The sequence below is a fragment of the Rufibacter glacialis genome (assembly GCF_008271745.1).
GTDB classification, from domain to species: domain Bacteria; phylum Bacteroidota; class Bacteroidia; order Cytophagales; family Hymenobacteraceae; genus Nibribacter; species Nibribacter glacialis.
This window is the reverse complement of sequence record NZ_VKKZ01000020.1, coordinates 657,497-680,184: the sequence shown is the minus strand read 5'-3', so window position 1 is coordinate 680,184 and position 22,688 is coordinate 657,497. Positions and strand designations below refer to the sequence as shown.

The window sequence follows — 22,688 nt, the reverse complement described above, 5'->3', positions numbered from 1 at the left end:
TTTTGCGTTTTAAAACACAAATTTGTAGAATTGCACTCCCAAATCAAAGATTTGGCCGGGCCTATAGCTCATTCGGTTAGAGCAACTGACTCATAATCAGTAGGTGCTTGGTTCGATTCCAAGTGGGCCCACCTGATAATCAGCCACTTACGAGATAAAACTTGTAAGTGGCTTTTTTATTTGCAAACAATTTGAGAAACAAATCTCTTTTTGAGTTTCGCCATCAATGGTGAGGAAGCTAAATGTTCCTTGACGTTCTTTTCAAAATAATGCCAAGGAGCACTACCTGAGTTTTTATAATAGTGGAGCTGTCTTTGCTCCTTACCAAGGTTCAAGCAGTTGTAGCGGTAGGTGCAGCTAATATCCAGTTTCGCTGTACTCCATTACAGCCTTTGGTCTACTGCCTCGCTTTACCCAGCAACATGCCCAAGAGCAGGTCAATGTCATAGAGCAGCACCTTGCTGCGCGCTGACACAGGCTTTTGTATGGAGCCTGACACGTCTCAGCCGCCACTACCAGCTGCTATCTGAGAAACCGAACAGATGCCGTATGCTGTGTTGCACGGCCTCTACAAGTGCGTGAGCACACGTGGCGCATCTGGTGAGAATAATTCCTTCACCTAGCGTTAGGTTAAGAGAAAGATGTATAGCAGAAGGCTTACCTTCTGCTCCGCCTTTGGGTCGTACAGGGTCTGGCATACATTCCTGAGGTGCGTCGAAGACACGTTAATTTCCAGAATTTTACGCAGGTTGCGTAGCAGGGCTATGTAGCTCAGCCAATGGCTGTTAATGAGCTTTTCCCAATTGTGTCGGAACGCCAGTTTCCGCTAGTAGCCATCCCGGAAGCGCTGCTGCCCCAACGCCGACAACTCCGTTCCCCAAGTGTAGGGCGTGGGCAGCGAGTCGGGTGGCAATTTGGTCAAAGGCCCGTTGCTGCTGTGCGTCTTTAGCCTTTGGGTGCGCCAGGAACAGGGCATCGCGGAGTTTGACTTCGGCGGCGCGGTTGTACTTGGCGAACTGGTTAGCGTCAATGTGGTTGAAGGCCAGGGGCACACCCCGCAGCAACTGCTTTGAGAGCCTATGCAGTTTATTGGTGCCTTGGAGTCCATTCTGGAACTGGTAGTAAGCCAGCAGCTCCGTGATCTCATTGGCGCGTTGCAGGGTCTGAACCAACGCGCGGCTCACCAGGCTGTCGCCGCGGTGGGTGAGCGCCATAATCCACCAACAGCACCATGGACACGCTGCGCAGGTGTATGTGGTTGTACACGGCTAGCTTGGCCACAAACTCCGGCTCGTTCTAAGCCACCAGCGTCTGCAACTGCTCCAGCCGCGCGTTAGCGGTTTGGTAGAAGCCGTCTTGCAAAGAGGCCGTGACGGCTGCCGCGTACAGCTCGGGCTTTGCTACCAGTTTCAAGCCAACGCGCCCTCGTGGCTCTGGGTGCGTATCTCGTTATCTCTGCTTTCGGTCTTAAGAATTTAAATCGCATCGTGGTAGTGGTTAGTGAGGGGCTCCTGCGCAGTCTTTTTGCGCAGGTGGAGAAAGTTTGAAAATTATTCTAAAATCTAATCTATGTTTTTGTAATAATGTTGTATTATTAAGTTTACTACAAAATTCTAATTGCAAAATTTGATGTCTCAAATACTAAGAGAAGTATTGCTTTGCAAGAGAATTTACTTGTTATCAATCATTTGTAAAATAATATATTATATGGGAGGAGGAGGAAGACCACCAAGAGGAGCTGGAAAAGTCAGTGAAATGAGCTGTGAAAACTTAGTTATCCATACTCAACTATCTTCACCAAAAGCGGCAGTATTAATAAATGTAAATAAGGACGATATTCTGGAATTGTCTTTGTCTTCACCTACAGGCCCATGTTTAGTCTTTCATAGAGAGCAAGAAGTAGGTGCCATAATTAATGCTGATTTAAAAAAAATAATTGATTGTATGAATCAAGGTCATGATTATATAGCAATTGTTAGAAGTGTAGAAGGAGGTAAGTGTTCGCTTAAAATCAAACATGCTTAGATGGTTCTTAATATTATAGGAGGAACATATTTTGAATACTGTATAGAGCCACATTGGAGTGAGCTCTACGGCTCGGGACTAAGGGCTGTGCATGCATTATCTGAAAAGGGTTTAAATATTAACTATCACACGTTCATAGATAAATCTACTTTAGAAAATTTAGAGGTAATTTGTTCTGCCCTAAATGTATCTCTTTACCCTAAAGTGATTGATCAGACAAGTAGTTTTACATATTACCATCCATTATCACACCCGGAAGTTTTTCCAATACCTCCTGAAAAGGATAGCCCTATTATAGCTGTTAAAGGTGATAATGTTTTACTCTTTGGTACTATTGAAGGAGAAACCAAAGTTATAGGCGATAGGGTTGTTTATGATCCTCAATCCCCTTATAGCCCTAGTACGTTTTGGAAGAATGGTTCAAGTGCTAACAATCTAATATGGGTTGCGAATGAACAAGAAGTAAGAAGTATTTCAAATTCTTCTAAATTGTCTGAGATTAAAAGATATTTCTTTGTAGAAGAAAAAGCTAGTGCTGTTATAATCAAGAAAGGTTCTGATGGAGCGTTGATAATACAACCTGATAAAGAGGATGTTGTAATACCTTCATATCAAACCGACTCTGTTTGGCCAATAGGTACTGGTGATATTTTTAGTAGCATTTTTGCCTCTAAATGGCTAATGGAATTACTTCCAATTGAAGAAGCTGCTAATATTGCTTCTATAGCTACGGCTTATTATGCAAACAGTAGTACTTTACCTATTCCAGCTGACCTAAGCTTAAATTCATTCAAATCATTTTACAGAACTTCTAGTGAACCTAAAAAAGTTTATTTAGCAGGTCCTTTTTTTACAATGTCCCAGCGTTGGTTAATTAACCAATTTCGAGACTCACTTTTGAAGATTGGGTTAAAAGTGTTTTCTCCATACCATGATGTAGGAGTTGGCGCCGCCGAAGAAGTTGTGCATTTAGATATAGAGGCATTGAATTCTTGTGATGTAATTGTAGCTATACTTGATGGATTAGATTCAGGAACTTTATTTGAAGTAGGATATGGGAGAGCAATTGGTAAACCAGTCGTTGGATTTCTAGAAAGTGGTATGCAAGAATCTATGACTATGCTGGAAGGGACTAACTGTATAATTGAGAAAGATTTCTCAACTGTAATTTATAAAGCGGTTTGGGAATCAAATAAATAATGAAGAAAGCAATTCTTTTATCTGGTGGAATAGACTCAATTGCATTAGCTTATTGGTTCAGCAGAGAAATTGAACTGGCGATAACAATCAATTATGGCCAAAAGAGTGCTATAGCAGAAATTGACGCTAGCAGTCAAGTAGCAAAAGAGTTATCTATAGAACATAAAGTTTTAGATATTGACTGTAGTGTCTTAGGGAGTGGAGAAATGTCAATTGACCAAAAGAAATTGTCATTTGCTCCTGTGCCGGAATGGTGGCCTTTTAGAAATCAACTTCTTATAACTTTAGCAAGTATGGAGGCAGTCCATAATGGAGTTGAAGCATTGATTATAGGGTCTGTTAAATCTGATAAATCCCATATAGATGGAACAAAAAAATTTATCAAAAGAATAAATGACCTTATTTCAATGCAAGAAGGAAATATTCAGATTATTGCTCCAGCTGCAAACTTAAGCTCCTCACAATTAGTAAAGTCATCAAAAGTTCCAGAATCAATTTTATATTGGGCACATTCCTGTCATACAGGAAATTATCCATGCGGGGAGTGTAATGGGTGTTATAAATACTTGAAGGTCTTGAGTAGACTTAGAAATTCAGTAATAGATAATAATGAATTTGGAAATTAAAAGATTTAGAATATTAGGGCTGCATTATTATCAAGATTTTGATATAGTCTTTGATGAATCAATTAAAATTTTGGTTGGTGAGAATGGCTTAGGTAAAACAACTGTTTTAAACGCATTGTATTATACACTTACCATGCGTTGGCATATATTAGAGGATATAGGTTTTGATTTTATTGAGCTTTATATTAATGATCAAATTATAGAGTTTTCCCACAGTGATTTAGAGAATTATTTAATTGTTAAAAAAGGCTTTTTAAAATCGACTCATAGTCATGAACAATTTGCATCATTAGGAGAATATATCCATAAGTTTATTTTGTTTGAAGAGATTCTAGAGAATATATCTCATAAAATAGTCTATTTCCCTGTTAATAGAAATATTGAAAATCAAATGGAGACTTTCGGATTAGGTCTTCACACTATTATCAATAGTGAGGTTAAAGCAAGGAAAAGGAAGAAAGGAACTCATAATGAAGATTTTGAAGCTTTGATTGAAAGGATGAGCATTCTCAAGGATACAATTATAAAATTAAACATGGAGGATGTTGAGAGGATGTTTGCTGATTCAAAAGCATCTATTTCATTAATGGAGCATTTTATAAATGTTTGTAATCAATATTTGGTAACAACTGAGTTTTACATTAATAAAAATAGAATTGATCTAGAAGTAAGAAATAAAAAGACAAAGGAAGAAGTGAGTCTACGACAGTTGTCTTCTGGTGAAAAGCAAATTGTATATATCTTTACTAAGATATTTTTATCTAGACAAGATGATTTGATAGTTTTGTTTGATGAGCCTGAGCTTTCCCTATCAATGCTATGGCAAAAAAAGCTTCTTGTAGACATTGTGAACTCAAAGAAATGTTCCTTTTTATTTGCAGTGACTCATTCACCATTTGTGTTTAAGAATGAGTTGGATAAGTATGCTATTGGAATGAATGTTTATATAGACTAGTAATGTTAATTGATGAATTAAGAGAAGAGTCTGTTAGCGGTGTTGTAGCTTATGCTGAATTCGCTGAATCTTTTAATAAGAATTCCACTGAATCTATGTATTGCTTTTTTGAGGGCGATGACGATTATGATTATTATAGAGCTCGTATACATAGTCATGCTAAGCAAAAAATAATACTTGATTTTAATTGTGGTGGGAAAGATTATTTGCTTAAAGCATATAGTTTAATAAAGGATAAGCCTGTATATGCAAATGCAACTACAGCTTATTTTATCGATCAAGATTTTGACTGTTATATAAATAATCCAGATATTTATATAACACCATGTTATAGTATAGAGAATTTTTATTCAGATGTTGAATCATTTAAGTCAATATTAAAAAGCCGCTTTAAGATTCCAAGAGATTCAAATGATATGGAAATTTGTTTACAGCTTTATTTGAATACTATTGATAAATTTCATGATAAAGTTTTGTTTTTAAATTCTTGGTTATCTTGTTATGCGGATTTAAGAAATCAAGGAGTAGTTAATAAGCGATTGTTTATTGAAAAGAAAACAAAAAAACTTTTCGATGATATAGTACACGTAAATGTTGAAGATGTAAAAGATTTTACGGAGTTTAATAATTTTCTGTCTTTAAAAGCATTATTCGATAATAATGAAGATGTTAAAGAAGAGGTTTTCTTGAAAAAGGTAGAGCAATATAAATACGTTGATAAATCTAAAGTTTTTCGAGGAAAATTTGAATTAAGGTTTTTAATAAGTTTTCTGAAAAGATTAAATGAGTTAATTGGAAATAAAGCCAAGACAATTTGTAGTAAAGCATATGCTAGTACTATGCCATTTAATGAGCCATATCTAACTCTTCTAAGTGGTTTCGCAATCACGCCGCCTTGTCTTATTGATTATCTCAGAAGAATTGATGAACCTTCAAATTAACTTCATTTCCTCTCTAAATATTGCCCATTCCCGCACATGCGAACAATCCTTGGTGTAAATGTTCCGACTACGTCCACCAGTTCCTGCTGAGCTGCCATGTCTTAATGGATGTCTTTGTATGCCATGGGTGCTTTGTCCAGATCCGAACCGATGATTTCTACGCCTGTCTCTTGCAGGTGCCGTTGTGCCTAGTGCAAGGAAGAGGCTGTACTTGGCCTGAGTGCGGGACAACTGGCGTCCAGCTTGGTGGTAGGCGGAGTTCACCGAGCTTGCCCTGCCGTGTCTGCGCACTAGAAAACATGGGGCCGTCATAGAGCCGGTTTAACATCTGGAGTTTAACTGCCTTGACTTGCCTGATGGTTTAGAATGGTTGAAAAGAGATACCCTCTAATAGCTAAAAAGCGAACATCTACCTGTGCCCTGTGTTTACGAGTTAAAACTTGTAATTTGTTTTTTGTTGTAAATAAATTGAGAAACTAAACATTAATAAGTCTACTCTTCGGTATTTTTAAAAAACACCATTTGACCTTATTATAAAAACTTTGTAACGGAGCATTATCTAAATGTTTTTGGTAGCCTGAAATTTTTTTTTGTTTCTTACTTGCTAACAGTTGGAGTTAGAAGTTTAGGTAATGTTCTTTCTTGTGTGTGCATCAACCATTCTTCTAACTCCTTTCCGATAAATGTTTGCCAATCCTTGATAGAATTTCCCACACTTAAAGTCAAGACTGAACATTCTTTGTCTGTTTCAGCTCCATGACTTGGATGAAGGTAAAGACCACTAGTTTTGCTTAAATTATTACCAGGGTAAACTAAAGCAACTTTTTGAGCTTGAAAATATTCGTGATAAACAAATAATTGCCTGAGGTCTTCTGCCGATGGATTATAGCCGTTCAAGTTCTTCCACTTGGTATCTAGCACTGCAAAATTTTTACTATTAAATTTAATGAGAATATCAGGTATGATTTTAGTCCTATAGCCATCCTGAGGCTTCCAAAAATATTTTGTGGTTTGAGCAGTTACGCTGAACGAAGATTGTTCTTTCCGGAAGTATTTACGCAAAGTGACTATCACAAAGTGTTCCCAGAGTAAGTTCATATCAAACATGAGGGCTAGCACGTGGTTTTTACCTTTGGCTACGTCTGGGTGGTAGTTCATCAGTAGCAGGCGAGCAATCTCAATAGCATTTTGATAAGGCTCCGTTTTGCGGTTGAAGCTAATTTTATGAAATGTTGTCTCTGTTACTTGAATCTCTTCCTGTTCAGGAAAGTTGAGCAGTAGGGCTCCTATTCTACTTTGTAAATATGCGCTCGTGTTTATGCGACTAAGCAGTATAATTACTTTGTACAGAATCCTGTGCAAGGGGTGTTGGACATCATAGATGCTGTGGCGTACATAGAACCGCTCCTGGTGCACCTGGTTTTTCTGTATGTGCTGGGCAAACTGGAGGCTTCCCTTCAAAGCCGTTGTGTTACCCTCTGTTTTGCGGTATCTCTTCACCAATCCGCGGTGCATGAGGTATTCTACCTCCTGAATGAATAGCTCAAAGTATAAATCTAAAATAGAATTGGCTTTCAATTTGAGGTTACTGTTGCTAGGAGCATGGATATCAAATATCCCAACTGCTTTCAACATACCAATAAGCATTTTCTGCCAGTGGGCTTTATCATCTGTTTTATCAGCTTTGGGGAGTACTTCTATGGTGAGGTTTCCCACCTGTAGTACCCCTACAAATTCATTGAACCGCACGCCCTTGTGAATCAATGAATAAAACGGAACTCCTTTCTCTCCATGGAAAGCCTGCAACGCCTCTAATTGTGGTGTTGACAGACGCTCATTTCCTTTGTGGTCCCAAAGGCACTGATGCTCAAAAACGGTAAAATGTTTCTTCTCCTTTCCCACTGCTTACCGCATTAAAGTATCTATGGCTGCTTTGAATTGTTCCTCTGGCATTTGCTCTTCATTCAGCACATTCACCAAATTATACACCTCACGCTCAGCCAATCCGTCTGCATCATATTCACCAAACTTGGCGAAGATCTCATGGCCGCTTTCTGGTGCTTTTTTTACAAATCCTTCACCTAGAACCAAACCAATTTTACCGTAGTCGCCAAAGAAGTATTCCTGTAACAGAGGTATGATTTTATTCTGGAAAACGACTTTTAGATCATGCAAACTGTTTACATTGATAAAGTAGCTGTGCCCAATAAGGTGGTCTTTATCTAATAACTTTTGAATTCGTTGGTTAATAGTCTTAAGAAGAGATTTTAGATTGATTCCTTTAAACTCTACTATATCCTTAAACACATTTTTGTCTTTAACTTCTTCGTGCGGAAGTGCTTCAAGCCCTATATAGGCTTGTTTATCTAAAATGTGTCCGTCCAGCAACTGTAGCAGGTTTCTCTCTTGCTGTATCCAGAGAGGATCATTCCATTCTGAATCTGCATGCTTCTCCCATAGCCGCCATAACATTCGGTGGGAATCTAAAAGCTCTTCCTGAGGAGGCATCTCTATGAAGCTAAAGCGCCTCCTTAAAGCTGTGTCTAATGCTTCTACACTCCTATCAGCAGTATTCATTGTGCCAATTATATGTAGGTTAGCTGGTACCCCAAACTTCTCTTTGCTATATGGTAAAGTTACCATAAGGGCCTCTTTTTTTTCTAAGCGCTTGTCTTCTTCAATGAGAGTGATGAGTTCACCAAAAATTTGGGATACGTTTCCGCGGTTTATTTCGTCAATGATCAGGACGAAGTTCTGAGAGGACTTAGTGACGGCATAACTATAATTATAATTTACCTTCAAATGGTTGATAATGCCGTTGAAGTAACCTTCCCAACCAATAAACTTTGGTTCTCCGTTTATCTGCTTTTGAATGTTCTCCTTCGTAAGTACTCCTTGCTTTTCCTTTGAAGGTCCTGTATGCAAAGAAAGGTTGCCATTTGAGTTTAAAGAAACAGAGAAAGGTTTTCCAGTATGTGTTTTTAGTTCTAATAATTGGCCCTCTTTTTCAGCTAAGTCTTTCACCAAGCTTTCATAAGCTTTTGTGAAATCTACTTGGTTAGGAGTTTTGGCAGCATTGCAGACTTCTTTAAAAATACCGGGCTTTACCGTATAGGTGACGTTACCATCTAAGGTTTCAGGTTTTATACCCTCAATGAAATCTTCATAGCTCATGCTCTGGTGAAAGGTAGTAAACACTATTTGGCCGGTAGCTACCCTTCTGTCAAATTCAATTTTAAGCTCTTCTCGCGCTTTTCCTTCTATTGCAAACCCACAAACTTCTAAAGCTTTGTTAATAGTGTTGTAAGTCTTGCCGGTGCCGGGAGGTCCATACAATACTTGGTTTAAAGGGTGCTTTGAGTTATAATCTTTTGCTCTATCTTTCTCTGGTAAAGGTTCAGGTCCGACCTTTTTATCATCCTCAGCTTCAGTTGTTAGTTTGATTAAAAAGTATGGCTCAAATATTAACTTGTTTGCGTCTTCTAATTCAATTTTTTTAATGATAATACAAGTGCTATTGTCACTGGGGGTCCACCATTTAGAAGGTCCTTTGTACTTAGACTTATTTTTGGAAAATGTTATTACCTCAAACTCTCTTTCCAGCCATCCTTCTTCTCCTAAATTATTTATAGGAGTTAAAACAGCATCCCCTGTTACTCTTCCCAAAAGCTTAATAGGATTATCGTTGTTGCCATGTGTCAGATAGAAGTAGTCTCCTATTTGCATTCTATTTTTAAACATCTGACCTTGGGTTTCAATGGAAGTTGCCTTAGCGGCAGTGTCTTGATGTACAAGAACCTTTTTTTGGTCAATGCAAGACTGGATATCACCAAGGCTAAATTTCCCCATGGAAATTTTAAAAACACTGGCGTCTCCAATCTCTATTTCTTCTAGTCCCTTGTCTAACATTCTATAGAGGATATCTTGCGCTAATATTAAGTATTGTTTGTCAGGGTAAGCATCATTGGGTAGAAGGTTAGCTACAGTAGTTAATAGTTCATTACTTGGTTTTATATGATTCTTTATAAAGTCATCCACCAGTTGCATATAATGAATATACTTTTCGCCCTTTGGCTTTGCCTTTTGACCTATTAGCTTACAGTATTTCTGGTAGAAAGAATCTTTATAGAAAGGGTACTTGTCTGGATTGTAAAATGCCAGAAAAGTGGCCATGGTTCTTTCGTCTTGGTGGTGGGCATACTTTTCTTCAGGAACTAACTCTCGGTAAAGTTTGAGCGTTTCTGAATTGAAATGTTTTATGCGATGCTCCAGGGGTAAACTCTCATTGAATAAAATCCTAAAGCATTGACGGTACTGTTCAGGTCTTTCTTTAGCCAGATGATAAACAACCGCTAAGCCGACGGGATAGATGAGATTACCGTATTTAATATTCTTGATTTCATTATAGAAATCTGGAGCATCTAAATTTGGACAACCTTTGAATTGATTTACCAGCTTCCACTTATATACCTCGTCTGCTAACTGGTTTTCTTCTAGATATTTCTTGTATTTTTCAATAAGTGCCTTTATAGAATCTGCCATGAAGTGGGGTGTGACTTTTAAGTTTTTTTCTGTACTATCTGTCTGTGCGAAGAACTCTGTTTTTGAGCTGTTTTCGAAAAAATGCTTAAAACAGAAAGTTGATAGAACTAAACTTAAACAATAAAATTGAATTAGCTGAATTGCTTTCCTGGCTAAGCTCTACCAGGATGCTCACATTCCTGTTTTGGGCCTGTTTACCAGAAACAGGCCTAAAACGCAAATCTGCTTTCTGTAGAATTACACTTTTCCTTTACTGTATAGTCAAAATACCTAACAGGCTTAGTAAAACTATTAATTATTCTATAAAAATGAAATTTTAATCAGCTCTTCCCATAGAAAAAATATATCTTTAGCTTACCAATAATTTGCCCTTTACAACCCTATATGGAGAACTTGGAACAACTGGAGCGTAGGCTATGGTCTGCCGCTGACCAATTACGCTCAAACTCAAAGCTAACCTCTACAGAATATTACATGCCCATACTGGGCCTTATCTTCTTGCGTCATGCCTACAACCGCTTTCTGGTAGTAAAGAAAGAGGTGGAGGCAAGCCTTCCATCGCGCGGAGGCGTGACACGCCCTCTAACCAAAGAAGATTTCAAACGCAAGGGTGCTTTGTACTTGCAAGAGCAGGCGCAGTATGAGTATTTGCTCACGTTGCCGTCGGACCAGGACGTGGCCGGAGCCATCATCAAGGCTATGGAGCTGATTGAGGCAGATTATGCCCCACTGCAAGGTGTGCTACCCAAAGACTACCAGATTTTTGAGAGCGATGTGCTCAAAAACCTGCTCAAGACCTTTAATGACCGAGCGCTTCAATCTGCATCTGGTGATATGTTTGGGCGCATTTATGAGTACTTCCTGATGAAGTTTGCCATGCAAGGAGCGCAGGACAATGGCGAATTCTTTACGCCGCCCTCATTGGTGCAAACGCTGGTGAACGTCATTGAGCCTGACCACGGCATTGTAACTGACCCCGCTTGTGGCTCTGGCGGAATGTTTGTGCAAACCAGCCACTTCCTGGAGAAGGTGGGTAAACCTACGCATGAGGCCGTTACCTTCTATGGGCAGGAGAAAACTGCCGCTACCATTAAGCTGGCCAAAATGAACCTGGCCGTGCACGGGCTGGAGGGAAGTATTGCCGAAGGCAACAGTTTCTATGAAGACCAGCACAACCTACTAGGCCGGGCTGATTTTGTGATGGCCAACCCGCCGTTCAACGTGGACGAGGTAGACGCTGAAAAGATAAAGAACGACCCGCGTTTACCGTTCGGCTTGCCGGGCGTGAACAAAAACAAAAAGGTAAGCAACGGCAACTACCTCTGGATTTCTTACTTCCATAGTTACCTCAATGCTACCGGACGGGCAGGTTTTGTCATGTCTTCGCAGGCGAGCAGTGCTGGCAATGCCGAGAAGGAAGTACGGCGTAAACTGGTGGAGAGCGGAGACGTAGATGCCATGGTTTCCATTAGGTCTAACTTCTTCTACACCCGCACCGTGCCGTGTGAGCTTTGGTTCCTGGACAAAGGCAAACCCGCGGCCATGCGTGACCACGTGTTGATGCTGGATGCCCGCAACATCTATAGAAAAGTGACTCGCAAAGTGTATGATTTCTCGCCGGAGCAGTCGCAGAACCTCACCGCCATTGTGTGGCTGTACCGCGGGCAGCAAGACCGCTACCTGAAACTGGTGAACGATTACCTGAACCAAGTCTGCGCCGAGGCCGCCCTTGTGCCAGAGCAGTTATTGGCCTTTGACCAGAACCTGAATAAGCTGGAGAAAGCCTTGATGAAGTTCAAAGAGGCGGTACCGGCTTCTGAGGCGGGCATAGCCGAACTAGAGGCCAACCTGGAGGAATGGCTGCTCACGTTTGGCAACTACTCCCATGACCGTGAGGCCCTGTTGCAAGGCCTGGCCAGCTACCGCGAAACCTGGTGCCCCAACGTGCTGCAAAGCAATGAGTGGCAGCTACAGGCCCGCGAGGCATTTGAACCACTAGCCACCAAAGCCAAAGGCCTGAGCAAACAGCTTGATTTGTTGTACAAAATAGCTAGCCGTACGCTAGAAGGAGCTCAGGCACTGGCCAAAAGTTCGGGGCTACCGCTTTCAATTACTGAAGACGGCCCCGTTGGGCAGCAGCGAAAGAATCTGGAGGCGCAACGTCAATTAACTATCGAGCAGCTTATGGAAATGGCCTATTTCCATAAGCAGGCAGCTTGGCTGCAAACCCGATTCCCTGAAGCAAAGCTGCGCAATGTAGAGGGATTGGTAAAACTCACCAGCCGCGATGAGATTGAAACCAATGACTGGAGCCTTACGCCAGGACGCTACGTGGGTGCGTCTCCGCAGGAAGTAGACGAGGATTTCGATTTTGAAGAAACGCTCCGAGATATACATATTGAATTAGCAGGCCTAAATGAAGAAGCTGCCGAGCTAGCGCAGAAGATTCAATTAAATTTTGATGAGTTAGTTTTATGAGTTTTGTGGAAACACCATTTGGAGAATTGTATGCTGAACCTTCCAGAAATGGAATTTATAAACCGAAAGAATTTCATGGTTCAGGATACAAAATAGTAAATATGGGAGAGCTGTTCGGATATGATTTTATTGGAAATCAGGATATGAAACGAGTAGCTCTAACAGATGCCGAAATTGAAAAGAACTATTTATCTGATGGTGATTTACTATTTGGTAGAAGGTCATTAGTAGAGTCTGGCGCAGGAAAATGCTCATTGGTGGTTAACCCAAACGAGAAGCTTGTTTGTGAATCATCAATAATTAGAGTTCGCTTAAATAAAGACAAGGTAGAACCCAAATTTTACTATTACTATTTCTTATCCCCTAAGGGAAGAGCTCGGATAGGTTCTATTGTGACAGGCACAAATGTTAAAGGTATACGTGGTAGTGAACTGCAAAAATTAAACGTTCTTTTACCCCCTATCCATACCCAACAAAAAATAGCTTCAATTCTCTCTGCTTATGATGAACTGATAGGAAACAACCTGAAGCGTATTACCCTGCTAGAAAAATCGGCAAGGATGCTGTACGAGGAATGGTTTGTGTGCCTTCGCTTCCCTGGCAATGAGCATATTCGCATTGTTGAAGGCGTCCCTGAGGGGTGGGAAAAGAAATTTGTAAGTGAATTGCTTTCAAAAAATCCCAATACAAAAAAGATACCTAAAAATGATTATTTAGATAAAGGAAAGGTTCCTTGTGTAGACCAATCTTCTGAATTTATTGGAGGGTATACAGATGATGAAGAAGCAAAAATAACATCGCCATTACCTGTAATAATATTTGGTGACCATACTCGTGTTCTAAAGTATATTAATTTTCCATTTGCAAGAGGTGCGGACGGAACTCAGATTTTATACCCTAATGATGAAAAAATAAGTACTGTGTTCTTTTATTATGCCTTACTCGCTTCAGATATTTCTAATTATTTTTATGCAAGGCACTTTAAATTCTTGAAAGCTCAGGAAGTCTTAATTCCATCTAAATCAATTCTAGATGCATTTACAAGCTTTGCTTTTCCTAAAATGGAATTAATTAAATCTTTAAGAGACCAAAACCAAAAGCTGAAACAAGCCCGTGACATTCTGTTGCCGAAACTGATAAACGGAGAGATACCTGTATGAACCAGCTAAACGAAGATAACCTGGTGCAAGCCGAAGCCGCCAAATTCTTCCAAGAGGATTTGGGTTGGGAAAGTGTGTATGCTTACAAAGAGGAAGTGCTGGGCCCGGAGGGAACCTTGGGCCGCACCTCCTACAAAGAAGTGTATCTGGTGCGCTACCTGCGCCAGGCACTGCAAAAGCTGAACCCTGGGTTGCCTTTTGAGGCCTATGAAGCGGCCATCCGGCAGATAACGGAAACCCGACCGGGCAACAAGGTTAACCTGCACCTGAACCGGGAGAAATACAACCTCTTCAGAAACGGTGTAGTGGTGGAGTACCGCACCCCATCGGGTGAAATGAAGAAGCCGCGCTTGCAGGTCTTTGATTTTACCCCCGCCAACCGAAACCATTTTCTGGTGGTGCGGGAGCTCTGGGTGTCTGGTACTGTCTATAACCGTCGCCCGGACATCATCGGGTTTGTGAACGGCATCCCGCTACTCTTTATTGAACTCAAGAACGTCAACAAGAATATCAAAAACGCCTATTCAGATAACTTTACAGATTACAAGAACACCATTCCGCACCTGTTTGACGCCAACGCCTTTGTAGTCATCAGCAACGCGCATGAGGCTAAAATCGGCTCGGTTACCGGCAAGTACAACCATTTTCATGACTGGAAGCGCCTAGAGGAAGAATCTCCCGGCAAAGTAAGCCTGGAGGTTCTGCTTCGTGGTGTCTGCACCAAGGCCAATTTCATGGACTTGCTGGAGAACTTTATCCTCTTTGATGACAGCAAAGGCAAACTGGCCAAAATTGTAGCCCGTAACCACCAGTTCCTGGGCGTGAACCGTGCTGTACATGCAGTACGCAACCGTGAGCAACTGCAAGGCAAACTGGGGGTTTTCTGGCATACGCAAGGCTCGGGTAAGTCCTATTCCATGGTATTCTTCTCAGAGAAAGTACGCCGCAAGCTCACTGGCAATTTCACCTTCCTGATTGTAACCGACCGCCTTGAACTGGATGACCAAATCTACCGCACCTACGCCGGCAGCGGTTTGGTAGATAATGACGCCAATCCTTGTCGGCCCGGTTCAGGCAAACATCTGCAAGAACTGTTTCAGGCAGACAAGCCCTACTTGTTCTCTCTGGTGCACTTGTTTAACCAAGACGTCACAGTAGAGAATCCTTATTCTACCCGTTCAGATATTATTGTCATCTCTGATGAGGCGCACCGCAGCCAGTACGGCCGTTTGGCCTTGAACATGCGTACAGCTTTGCCTTATGCCAACTACATTGGGTTTACTGGGACACCGCTGTTCAAGAACGATGAAATCACCAGCCGCATATTTGGCGAGTACGTCTCTACCTATGACTTCCAGCGGGCGGTAGATGACGGTGCCACCGTGCCCCTCTACTATGATAGCCGCGGCGAAAAACTCCAACTCAACACCACTGAGGTAAACGAGAAAATAGCCGAAAAGCTGGACGAACTCAGCGCCGACCTCACCACCGATGAGGAAGCCCTGCTGGAAAGAGAACTTGCCCGCGAGTACCACATCATCACCGCCAAGAAACGCCTGGATGCCATCGCCCGAGATTTTGTAGAGCACTACACCACCCAATGGGAGAGCGGCAAAGCCATGTTTGTGTGCATTGATAAAATCACAACCGTGCGCATGTATCATCTGGTACAAAAGTACTGGGAAGAAAAGAAGCAACAACTACAGCAACAGCGCGAAGTCAGCTTCAACCAGGAAGAAATGCAGCAGGCGAAAACCCTGTTAGACTGGATGGAGCAAACCCAGATGGCGGTAGTGGTAAGCGAAGAGCAGAACGAGATAGACCGCTTCCGCAAGTGGGGGTTGGATATTATTGAGCACCGTAAGCTTTTGAAGCAAGGCTTTGAAACGCCAGACGGCAAACGCCTAGACTTGGAAACAGCCTTCAAAAAAGACGAACACCCATTTAGGGTAGCCTTTGTCTGCGCCATGTGGCTCACCGGTTTTGACGTGCCAAGTCTATCAACATTATACCTGGACAAACCACTCAAGGCGCACACCCTCATGCAGGCCATCGCCCGCGCCAACCGTGTGTATGAAGGCAAGAACAACGGTCTTATTGTAGACTACTGCGGTATCTTAAAAAGCCTGCGTGAAGCCTTGGCCACGTTTGCCACCGGTGTACCCGGCGGCGGCGAAACACCAATAGTAGACCCTGTTGAGCCAAGTCCAGAGCTGTTGAAAGACTTGGCCGAAAGCATACATATGGTTAGGGCTTTCTTACTAGAGAAGAAATTTGACTTAGATTCAGTTTATGAAAAGACAGCTGCTTTTAGCCAGGCTACCGCTATTCTTAACGCCAAAGAAGCCATCAACTACAGCGAGGAAACCCGCAAGCGCTTTGAGATTTTAGCCCGCGAAGTATTCAAGAAGTTCAAAGCCTGCCTCACCCTTCAAGGCGTGTTGGACTACCGGGCAGACCATGATGCCATCAGCGTCATCTACGGCAGCCTGCAAAACGACAAAGAGAAGGCGGACATCACAGATATACTCATAGAGTTACATGCTATAGTTGATGAAGCGGTAGACCCTATTGAATTCCAGGCAGAAGACCCTAACAGAAAGCCTTATGATATCAGCAAAATCGATTTCAATAAACTGAAAGAGGAGTTCGCTAATTCAAAGAAGCGCAACACCACTGTTCAGAACCTGAAGAACTATATAGAGCAGAAGCTGGCCAAGATGATGCGCCAGAATCCGCTCCGCAATGACTTTTACAAACGGTACCAGGAAATTATAGCAGACTACAACAACGAGAAAGACCGCCGCACCATAGAGGAAACCTTTGAGCACCTCATGCGCTTTATGCAAGACCTCAACGAAGAAGACATGCGTGCTTCCCGCGAAGGTTTGAATCAGGAACACCTGGCCTTGTTTGACCAACTCCAGAAGCCCAATTTATCCAAATCTGACCGGGAGCGCATAAAGAAGGTAGCTAAAGATTTGCTAGAGGCTCTTAAAATTAATCAAACCAAATACAGCCGCTGGCGCGAAAAAGAAGCCTCGCAGGCAGATGTGAAAACCTTTATCTATAATCATCTCTGGGATGAAGTAAACGGTCTTCCAGAATCTTTCACCCCAGAAGAAATCCAAGAGAAGAGCAACAAACTTTATGGTTTCATCTTTGACCATTATCCTACTTTTGGTGCTACTGTAGCAGCATAATCCTTTATTTGAATATTTAACTTATTAGTTTATTACAGATTTTATGTCCTTTGATAGTTATTTGATTGAAAAATACAGCTATACTCAAGAAAACCAATATTTTAGGAAGCTTTCTGATGCTCTGAAAAGCACCTTTGAGGGTGTGAAAGGTGAGCACATATTAATAGGAAATATCAGCGTCAATGGCCATTTTTTTGACGCTTTGTTTTTTAGTAGAGGTCTAGTCACCGTAATTGACTTTAAGAATTACGGTGGTAAACTTAAGTTCTCAGAGAATGGTCCATGGCTTATAGAAACAAAAGGAGGCGGTGAAGTTTATGTGCAGGGCGGGGCTCAAATGCGCAACCCTTACCAACAAGTGCGCGCCTACCGGTTTTCTTTAATGGAGTTCCTTGAAGATAATCAGAATGAAATTTTTGAAGGTGTTAGGTCAAATATTAACTGGAGCCATATTGGAAGTATAGTTTTATTCCAGCAAAAGGTCTCCTATGATTATGACTCTATTCCGGGCTTAATTAGACCATGGTTTCATATTGCAGATAATGACACAATACAAACACTTCTTTTAGATAAGAATTCAGATAACTTAAACCTAACAGATGCTGAAATAAGAAATATTCTTACTGCCTTAAATGTATCTCCAGAGCAGCTCTTAGAAAGATTTTCTTTTACAGATGATTCTCCTACTAGAAAGCAAACTAATGTATCTGCAGAAAAAATCGCGTTCATCAAACGGCTGATTGACGGAAATGTACAGGAGCCACAATCAACCCGGTTACTAAAATATTATCGCACCTTAATTCAACTAGAAAGGTTTAAGGAGCCTTCTGCTGAAAATCTTAACTATTTTCCTTTTAACTCCAATCAAGACCCGGAAAGATATAGTGTAGACCTTTCTGAAAACAGAAATTTCCATGAAGCATGGCAGAGAAATAAGCAGGAACTATATCCTAAAAACGTGTTTGTGGGGATTGAACTTGAGTTGAACGGCAAAGGCAAGACTTTACTTTATACTGTTTTACTTACCTCGGAAATTAAAAATATTCAGAGGCTAGAAATAAACCTGAACCAATTTGAGCTCTATGTAAAAGAATTAGAACAGATGGGTTTAGATGAAGTTGTTATTGATGATCTTAGTACGGGTATTAACGTAGCCAATACTTTATCTGCTAAGGTTGAAGTCTTTCAGTCAATCTTGTCTGAGTCAATTAAACTTGGTACTAGGCTGATTGTTGGCCTAAGCAGCGAAAGCCTTTTTACTGCTCAACTCCAGTCTGAACTAAGTTCTCTCATTAAGAATAATTCTGTAGACCTAAATGCCGTTTTTGATTCTTTTCTTTATCAGGATAACAAATTAAAAAACGCAGATCCTTTAACTCTTGATCCTTTTATACAAATAACTCCTCTGAATTCTTCTCAAACAGAGGCTATTCAACAGGCCTTTAAGCAAGATATAACCGTTATTACCGGCCCGCCAGGTACTGGTAAATCACAGGTGGTAACCAATATTCTTGCAAACGCAGCCCTAAACAACCATTCCGTTCTATTTGCCAGCAAGAATAACAAAGCTGTTGACAATGTGAAAGAAAGATTAGACGCGTTGGTAGGTAGAGAGGCAGTACTTCGGTTTGGGTCTAAAAGTGATCTGATTGACGTTACTAAGCCCACCCTTGAAAAACATTTAAAGAAAGTAGGTAATGGTGATTATGAAGATGTGTCTGAACAACTTGCAACTATAAAGCAATCCATTAAAAACTTACATAGTAGGAAATCAACCTTAGAGAAGCTCATAGAAAAGATTTCTCTTCTTGAGGGTCAATTAATAGAGTATGATAATGCAAAAGTGAATTCCATTGATAAAAGGATTGAATGGGAAAATACGGTGGCTATCAATCTAAAAGACCTTTTTGTTACTCAACGTTTGTCTTTTTCTGTAGACCCAATTGAACTTACGTTAAAGTTAAAAACAATTACTAAAGCAAAGTATGGCTTTTTTAATAAGCTATTTTTTGATTTTTTTCAAAAAGCAAGAGTAGTTGATTATGTTAAAAGGGTTAATAACCAATTGCCTACTGCTTTTAAAAACTATATTGAAGAGGGAGCACCTTTTGTCAGTTTAGAGCAATCACTGATTCAATCATTAGAAAATAACCTTCTATTCATTCTAGAACTTCACAAAGAACAGAATGCAATTCTGTCAAAACAGAAAAACTTCGATGCAGAATTGATTGGAATAGAAGAAAAGTTAGCCAAAGCCCGTACGGAATTAGAGACCCTTATAGAACAAAGGCCAACCTACATAAAGGAAATAAATGAAATCACGGCTGACTTACCGAAAAAGGGTTTAAATGCTTTCAGTTTGAAGTTAGATGATGATTTGTGCAAAATCAACAGAAGTTCTATTCAGAGCTTTCTAGATTTCATTCCTGCTAAAGTGTGGAAAAATGAAGATATTCTAGATTTTACTCTTGCTAGTGGTAATTTCCTAAAATCATTCAATATTGTTTGTGTAACATCTTTGTCCATCAAGAATTCTTTTCCCTTAAAAGAGCAATTATTTGATTTAGTAGTAATAGACGAAGCCTCGCAGTGCGATCTGGTATCTGCTTTGCCAATGCTCTTCAGAGCTAAGAAAGCTGTTATTATTGGTGATCCGTTGCAACTAAGACATATTACCAGTGTGCAGAATTATGAAGAAGAGTATGTTTTGGAAGTGCTTGATTTACAAAGCCTAGGCAAAAGGTACACCAATACTTCACTTTATGACTATGCAGATTCATTGTCAAATAAGTCTAACCTCAAAAGTGTATTCTTAAAAGAACATTACCGGTGCCATCCTGAAATTATTAATTTTTCCAATGATCAATTCTATGAGAAGCGGCTAGGTCAAAGTATGGATGTAATGACTCGCGGGAAAGATTTCAAATTTGGTAATCCAGGTTTAAACTGGAAATCGGTAAAAGGTGAAATGGCCAAAGATAAGAACCTCAACGTCATAGAAGCTGATGCTTGCATAGCCTTGGCTAAGCAATTACTAAGGGATAATCAAGGAGCTTCTATTGGGGTAGTAACCCCATTCAAGGATCAAAAAAAATACATATTTGATGGATTAACTCCAGAGTTAAGGGAGCACATAAAGGTAGATACCGTCCATCAATTCCAGGGGGATGAGAAAGATATTATGATTTTAAGCTTGGTTATAAGTTCTAACAGCTCCATTAGCAAAGCCAACTTTTTAACTAAAAATGAATTTTTGATTAATGTTGCTTTAACACGTGCCAAGAGTAGTCTTTACATAGTAGGAGATTGGCAATACTGCAATAGTCTTTCTTCTAAAGGCACAATGCAATCTCCATTGCAAAAATTAGCCAAATATTCTCAACAATTAAGGAGGCAAGTAATAGAAGTTTGACTCTAGTTTTAGGCTTATTATAAATTGCAATATTTGAAGAAAGTGGCTATAGTGTAGGTATATCCATCCCTTAAACAGCTGTTATACAATTTATCAGTTTTAAAAGTAGAGTACTTAAAATGAAATTGTCTTACTTGGTGAAAGTTGAGTTTTTTCTCTTCCTAAACAGTTCTATTTTTGGGTAAGCTTACAGTACACTATGCCTAATATATCAGCTTTAATCAATCCTGAAAATACGGCCGATCTCTTTGAGAAAGTAGCTTTACTCATCTCTGATGCCCGCCGTAAAGTGGTGGCTACGGTAAACCTCACCATGGTGCACACCTACTTTGAGATTGGGCGCATGATTGTGGAAGAAGAGCAGCAAGGCAAGGAACGAGCTGCCTATGGCAAAGCCGTGCTCAAAGAGCTCTCCGTGCAGCTTAGCCGGGAGTTTGGGAAAGGTTTCTCTGTGGAGAACCTCGATAGGATGCGTTTTTTCTACAAGACATACTCCCTAACAAATTCGTCAACAGCGTTGACGAATTCGGAGGAAAAAGAAGAAGGTGGAAAACAGGAGACGCCTTCCCGTGATTTTATGCTTTCCTGGTCGCATTACATCCGTCTCATGCGCATAGAGAATCCAGCTGAACGTAGGTTTTATGAACTGGAATGTGCCCAAAATAACTGGAGCCTGAAAGAACTGCAACGGCAATTTGACAGCGCCCTGTATGAACGCTTGGCACTAAGCCGAGACAAGGAACAGGTAAAGGAACTAGCCGAGAAAGGGCTGCAACTCCAGCGGCCGCAGGATGTGGTGAAAGACCCATACGTGTTGGAGTTTCTGGGCCTGAAAGAAGAAGCAGTTTATTCAGAGTCTATCCTGGAGCACCGCATCATTGATGAACTTCAGCAATTCCTGCTGGAGCTGGGCAAAGGCTTCACATTTGTGGGGCGGCAGGTGCGGTTTTCCTTTGATGACAAGCATTTCAGGGTAGATCTGGTGTTCTACCACCGCTTCCTGCGGTGCTTTGTGCTATTAGACCTGAAAATTGGCGAGGTGAGTCACCAAGACTTAGGGCAAATGCAGATGTACGTGAACTACTATGACCGCTTCGTGAAAACCGATGACGAGAACCCTACCATTGGTATCATTTTATGCAAAGAGAAAAACAACGCGCTGGTAGAAATAACCCTGCCCAAAGAAAACAGCCAAATCTTCGCAAGTAAATACCAGACGTTTCTACCAAGTAAGGAAGAGTTGAAGGCGGTTCTAAATGAAACGATGGAAGATTAGGAAATAAGCGGAAGAGAAGAATGAATAGAGTATTTATTCAATGCCAATTCGTAACTGAAGAAGATGTAATAGCAGCCAACTGAAGAAGCCGACTATTGAGCCTGACGATTTGACTTTGCCTTGGACGTTTAAGCATCTTACCTATGAGTTTGAAACCATTCTGATTCTCACTGGAGCTTTGGTTTTCCGTCGGAGTTTACTTATGAACTGTTTGGCAGAGAGTTCCAATCTTTTGCTATTGAGATCCCTGTAAATTCTTCTTCACACAAGAAAAAATTATCCCCATTGTATACAATGTCCTGAATTGTATACAATGGGGTAATGGACGGCTAAAGTTATCGACGGTTTGTATGCTGCTATCAAAGTTGGCTACTACTCTGTTTCATTTCCAGTCTAATGCCCACAGAGAGATAGATATCAATGTTCTCGATCATTGAATACATGTTTCTCAAAGTCTGGCAAGTCAATCAGGAAGTATACATACTGCCTGGACATATAGTCAAACAGCTTATTCAATGATTTGTACGGGAACTCAGTGATTTTCCGTATCCCCGCTTTGCCGTTGTAAGGGTTTCCTTTGTGTAGCTTTACCTGGGGAATATACCCCTTGAATTTGCCACGTTCATACACCTCCTTGCACTCGAGCTCCAGACCAAGATGTTCCCCTAAAAACTCAAGGGCATCATAGTAATTCAAGTCAACCCTAAGGCTCTTTCTATACCGCTCAATAACCTGCATGCCTTTGTTGTCTGGGTTGTTCTTGATCAGGTTTTTAACTTCTCTATTGAATGTATAAAAATGATTCATTTTATCTTTTTGTAGTGATTAGATGGTTTATTCTACATTCTGAATTCATTCAGAATGAGATGT

Annotated in this window: 15 protein-coding genes and 1 tRNA gene; 11 read left to right on the top strand and 5 right to left on the bottom strand. The window is 40.8% G+C overall.

The features are described 5' to 3' along the window. The first annotated feature begins 57 nt into the window (after window positions 1-57). Window positions 58-131: transfer RNA gene (locus tag FOE74_RS11105), tRNA-Ile, on the top strand. A gap of 494 nt (window positions 132-625) precedes the next feature. Here FOE74_RS11105 and FOE74_RS21695 read toward each other — a convergent pair. Continuing rightward, on the bottom strand, window positions 626-748 hold the full coding sequence (locus FOE74_RS21695; protein ID WP_225840782.1) for a hypothetical protein: 123 nt from the start codon (window positions 746-748) through the stop codon (window positions 626-628). 37 nt (window positions 749-785) lie between these two features. Further along, window positions 786-1,214 carry a hypothetical protein gene (locus tag FOE74_RS11095; protein ID WP_149098659.1) on the bottom strand — a complete coding sequence of 143 codons (429 nt, stop codon included), beginning with the start codon at window positions 1,212-1,214 and terminating at the stop codon, window positions 786-788. Window positions 1,215-1,629: 415 nt separating this feature from the next. Between FOE74_RS11095 and FOE74_RS11090 the strand changes: the two genes are divergently transcribed. The 5 genes from FOE74_RS11090 to FOE74_RS11070 are packed head-to-tail and all read left to right on the top strand — an operon-like array spanning window position 1,630 to window position 5,747. Next, window positions 1,630-2,025, top strand: a complete 396-nt coding sequence (locus FOE74_RS11090) for a hypothetical protein (RefSeq protein WP_149098658.1) — start codon at window positions 1,630-1,632, stop codon at window positions 2,023-2,025. Continuing rightward, window positions 2,026-3,225: a PfkB family carbohydrate kinase gene (locus tag FOE74_RS11085; RefSeq protein WP_149098657.1), complete on the top strand. Its 1,200-nt coding sequence runs from the start codon at window positions 2,026-2,028 to the stop codon at window positions 3,223-3,225. Next, window positions 3,225-3,851: a 7-cyano-7-deazaguanine synthase gene (locus tag FOE74_RS11080; protein ID WP_149098656.1), complete on the top strand. Its 627-nt coding sequence runs from the start codon at window positions 3,225-3,227 to the stop codon at window positions 3,849-3,851. The genes FOE74_RS11085 and FOE74_RS11080 overlap by 1 nt, the downstream gene beginning before the upstream one ends. Then, window positions 3,835-4,806: an AAA family ATPase gene (locus tag FOE74_RS11075; RefSeq protein WP_149098655.1), complete on the top strand. Its 972-nt coding sequence runs from the start codon at window positions 3,835-3,837 to the stop codon at window positions 4,804-4,806. The genes FOE74_RS11080 and FOE74_RS11075 overlap by 17 nt, the downstream gene beginning before the upstream one ends. Window positions 4,807-4,808: 2 nt before the next feature. Then, window positions 4,809-5,747, top strand: a complete 939-nt coding sequence (locus tag FOE74_RS11070; protein ID WP_149098654.1) for a DUF4435 domain-containing protein — start codon at window positions 4,809-4,811, stop codon at window positions 5,745-5,747. A 597-nt stretch (window positions 5,748-6,344) separates the two neighbouring features. Here the strand turns inward: FOE74_RS11070 and FOE74_RS11060 are convergent. Together FOE74_RS11060 and FOE74_RS11055 are read right to left on the bottom strand one after the other, a co-directional pair. Then, entirely contained in the window at window positions 6,345-7,649 is a 1,305-nt protein-coding gene (locus FOE74_RS11060; protein WP_149098652.1) for an McrC family protein, read from the bottom strand. Between the two features lie 3 nt (window positions 7,650-7,652). After that, window positions 7,653-10,289 carry an McrB family protein gene (locus tag FOE74_RS11055; RefSeq protein WP_149098651.1) on the bottom strand — a complete coding sequence of 879 codons (2,637 nt, stop codon included), beginning with the start codon at window positions 10,287-10,289 and terminating at the stop codon, window positions 7,653-7,655. 384 nt (window positions 10,290-10,673) lie between these two features. Here FOE74_RS11055 and FOE74_RS11050 point away from each other — a divergent pair, with 384 nt between their 5' ends. From FOE74_RS11050 to FOE74_RS11030, 5 genes are all read left to right on the top strand, one after another. Continuing rightward, window positions 10,674-12,767 carry a type I restriction-modification system subunit M gene (locus FOE74_RS11050; RefSeq protein WP_149098650.1) on the top strand — a complete coding sequence of 698 codons (2,094 nt, stop codon included), beginning with the start codon at window positions 10,674-10,676 and terminating at the stop codon, window positions 12,765-12,767. Then, window positions 12,764-13,927 (top strand): restriction endonuclease subunit S, encoded by a 1,164-nt coding sequence (locus FOE74_RS11045; RefSeq protein ID WP_149098649.1) that lies wholly within the window; start codon window positions 12,764-12,766, stop codon window positions 13,925-13,927. Before FOE74_RS11050 ends, FOE74_RS11045 begins: the two co-directional genes overlap by 4 nt. Further along, window positions 13,924-17,130, top strand: coding sequence for a type I restriction endonuclease subunit R (locus FOE74_RS11040; RefSeq protein WP_149098648.1), 3,207 nt, complete (start codon window positions 13,924-13,926; stop codon window positions 17,128-17,130). The genes FOE74_RS11045 and FOE74_RS11040 overlap by 4 nt, the downstream gene beginning before the upstream one ends. A gap of 43 nt (window positions 17,131-17,173) precedes the next feature. Beyond that, on the top strand, window positions 17,174-20,542 hold the full coding sequence (locus FOE74_RS11035; RefSeq protein WP_149098647.1) for an AAA domain-containing protein: 3,369 nt from the start codon (window positions 17,174-17,176) through the stop codon (window positions 20,540-20,542). 199 nt (window positions 20,543-20,741) lie between these two features. Then, entirely contained in the window at window positions 20,742-21,818 is a 1,077-nt protein-coding gene (locus FOE74_RS11030; RefSeq protein ID WP_188686612.1) for a PDDEXK nuclease domain-containing protein, read from the top strand. A gap of 417 nt (window positions 21,819-22,235) precedes the next feature. Here FOE74_RS11030 and FOE74_RS11025 read toward each other — a convergent pair whose 3' ends face one another. After that, a complete protein-coding gene (locus tag FOE74_RS11025; RefSeq protein WP_149098646.1) occupies window positions 22,236-22,625 on the bottom strand; it encodes a hypothetical protein in 390 nt (129 codons plus the stop codon). Between the last annotated feature and the right edge of the window lie 63 nt (window positions 22,626-22,688).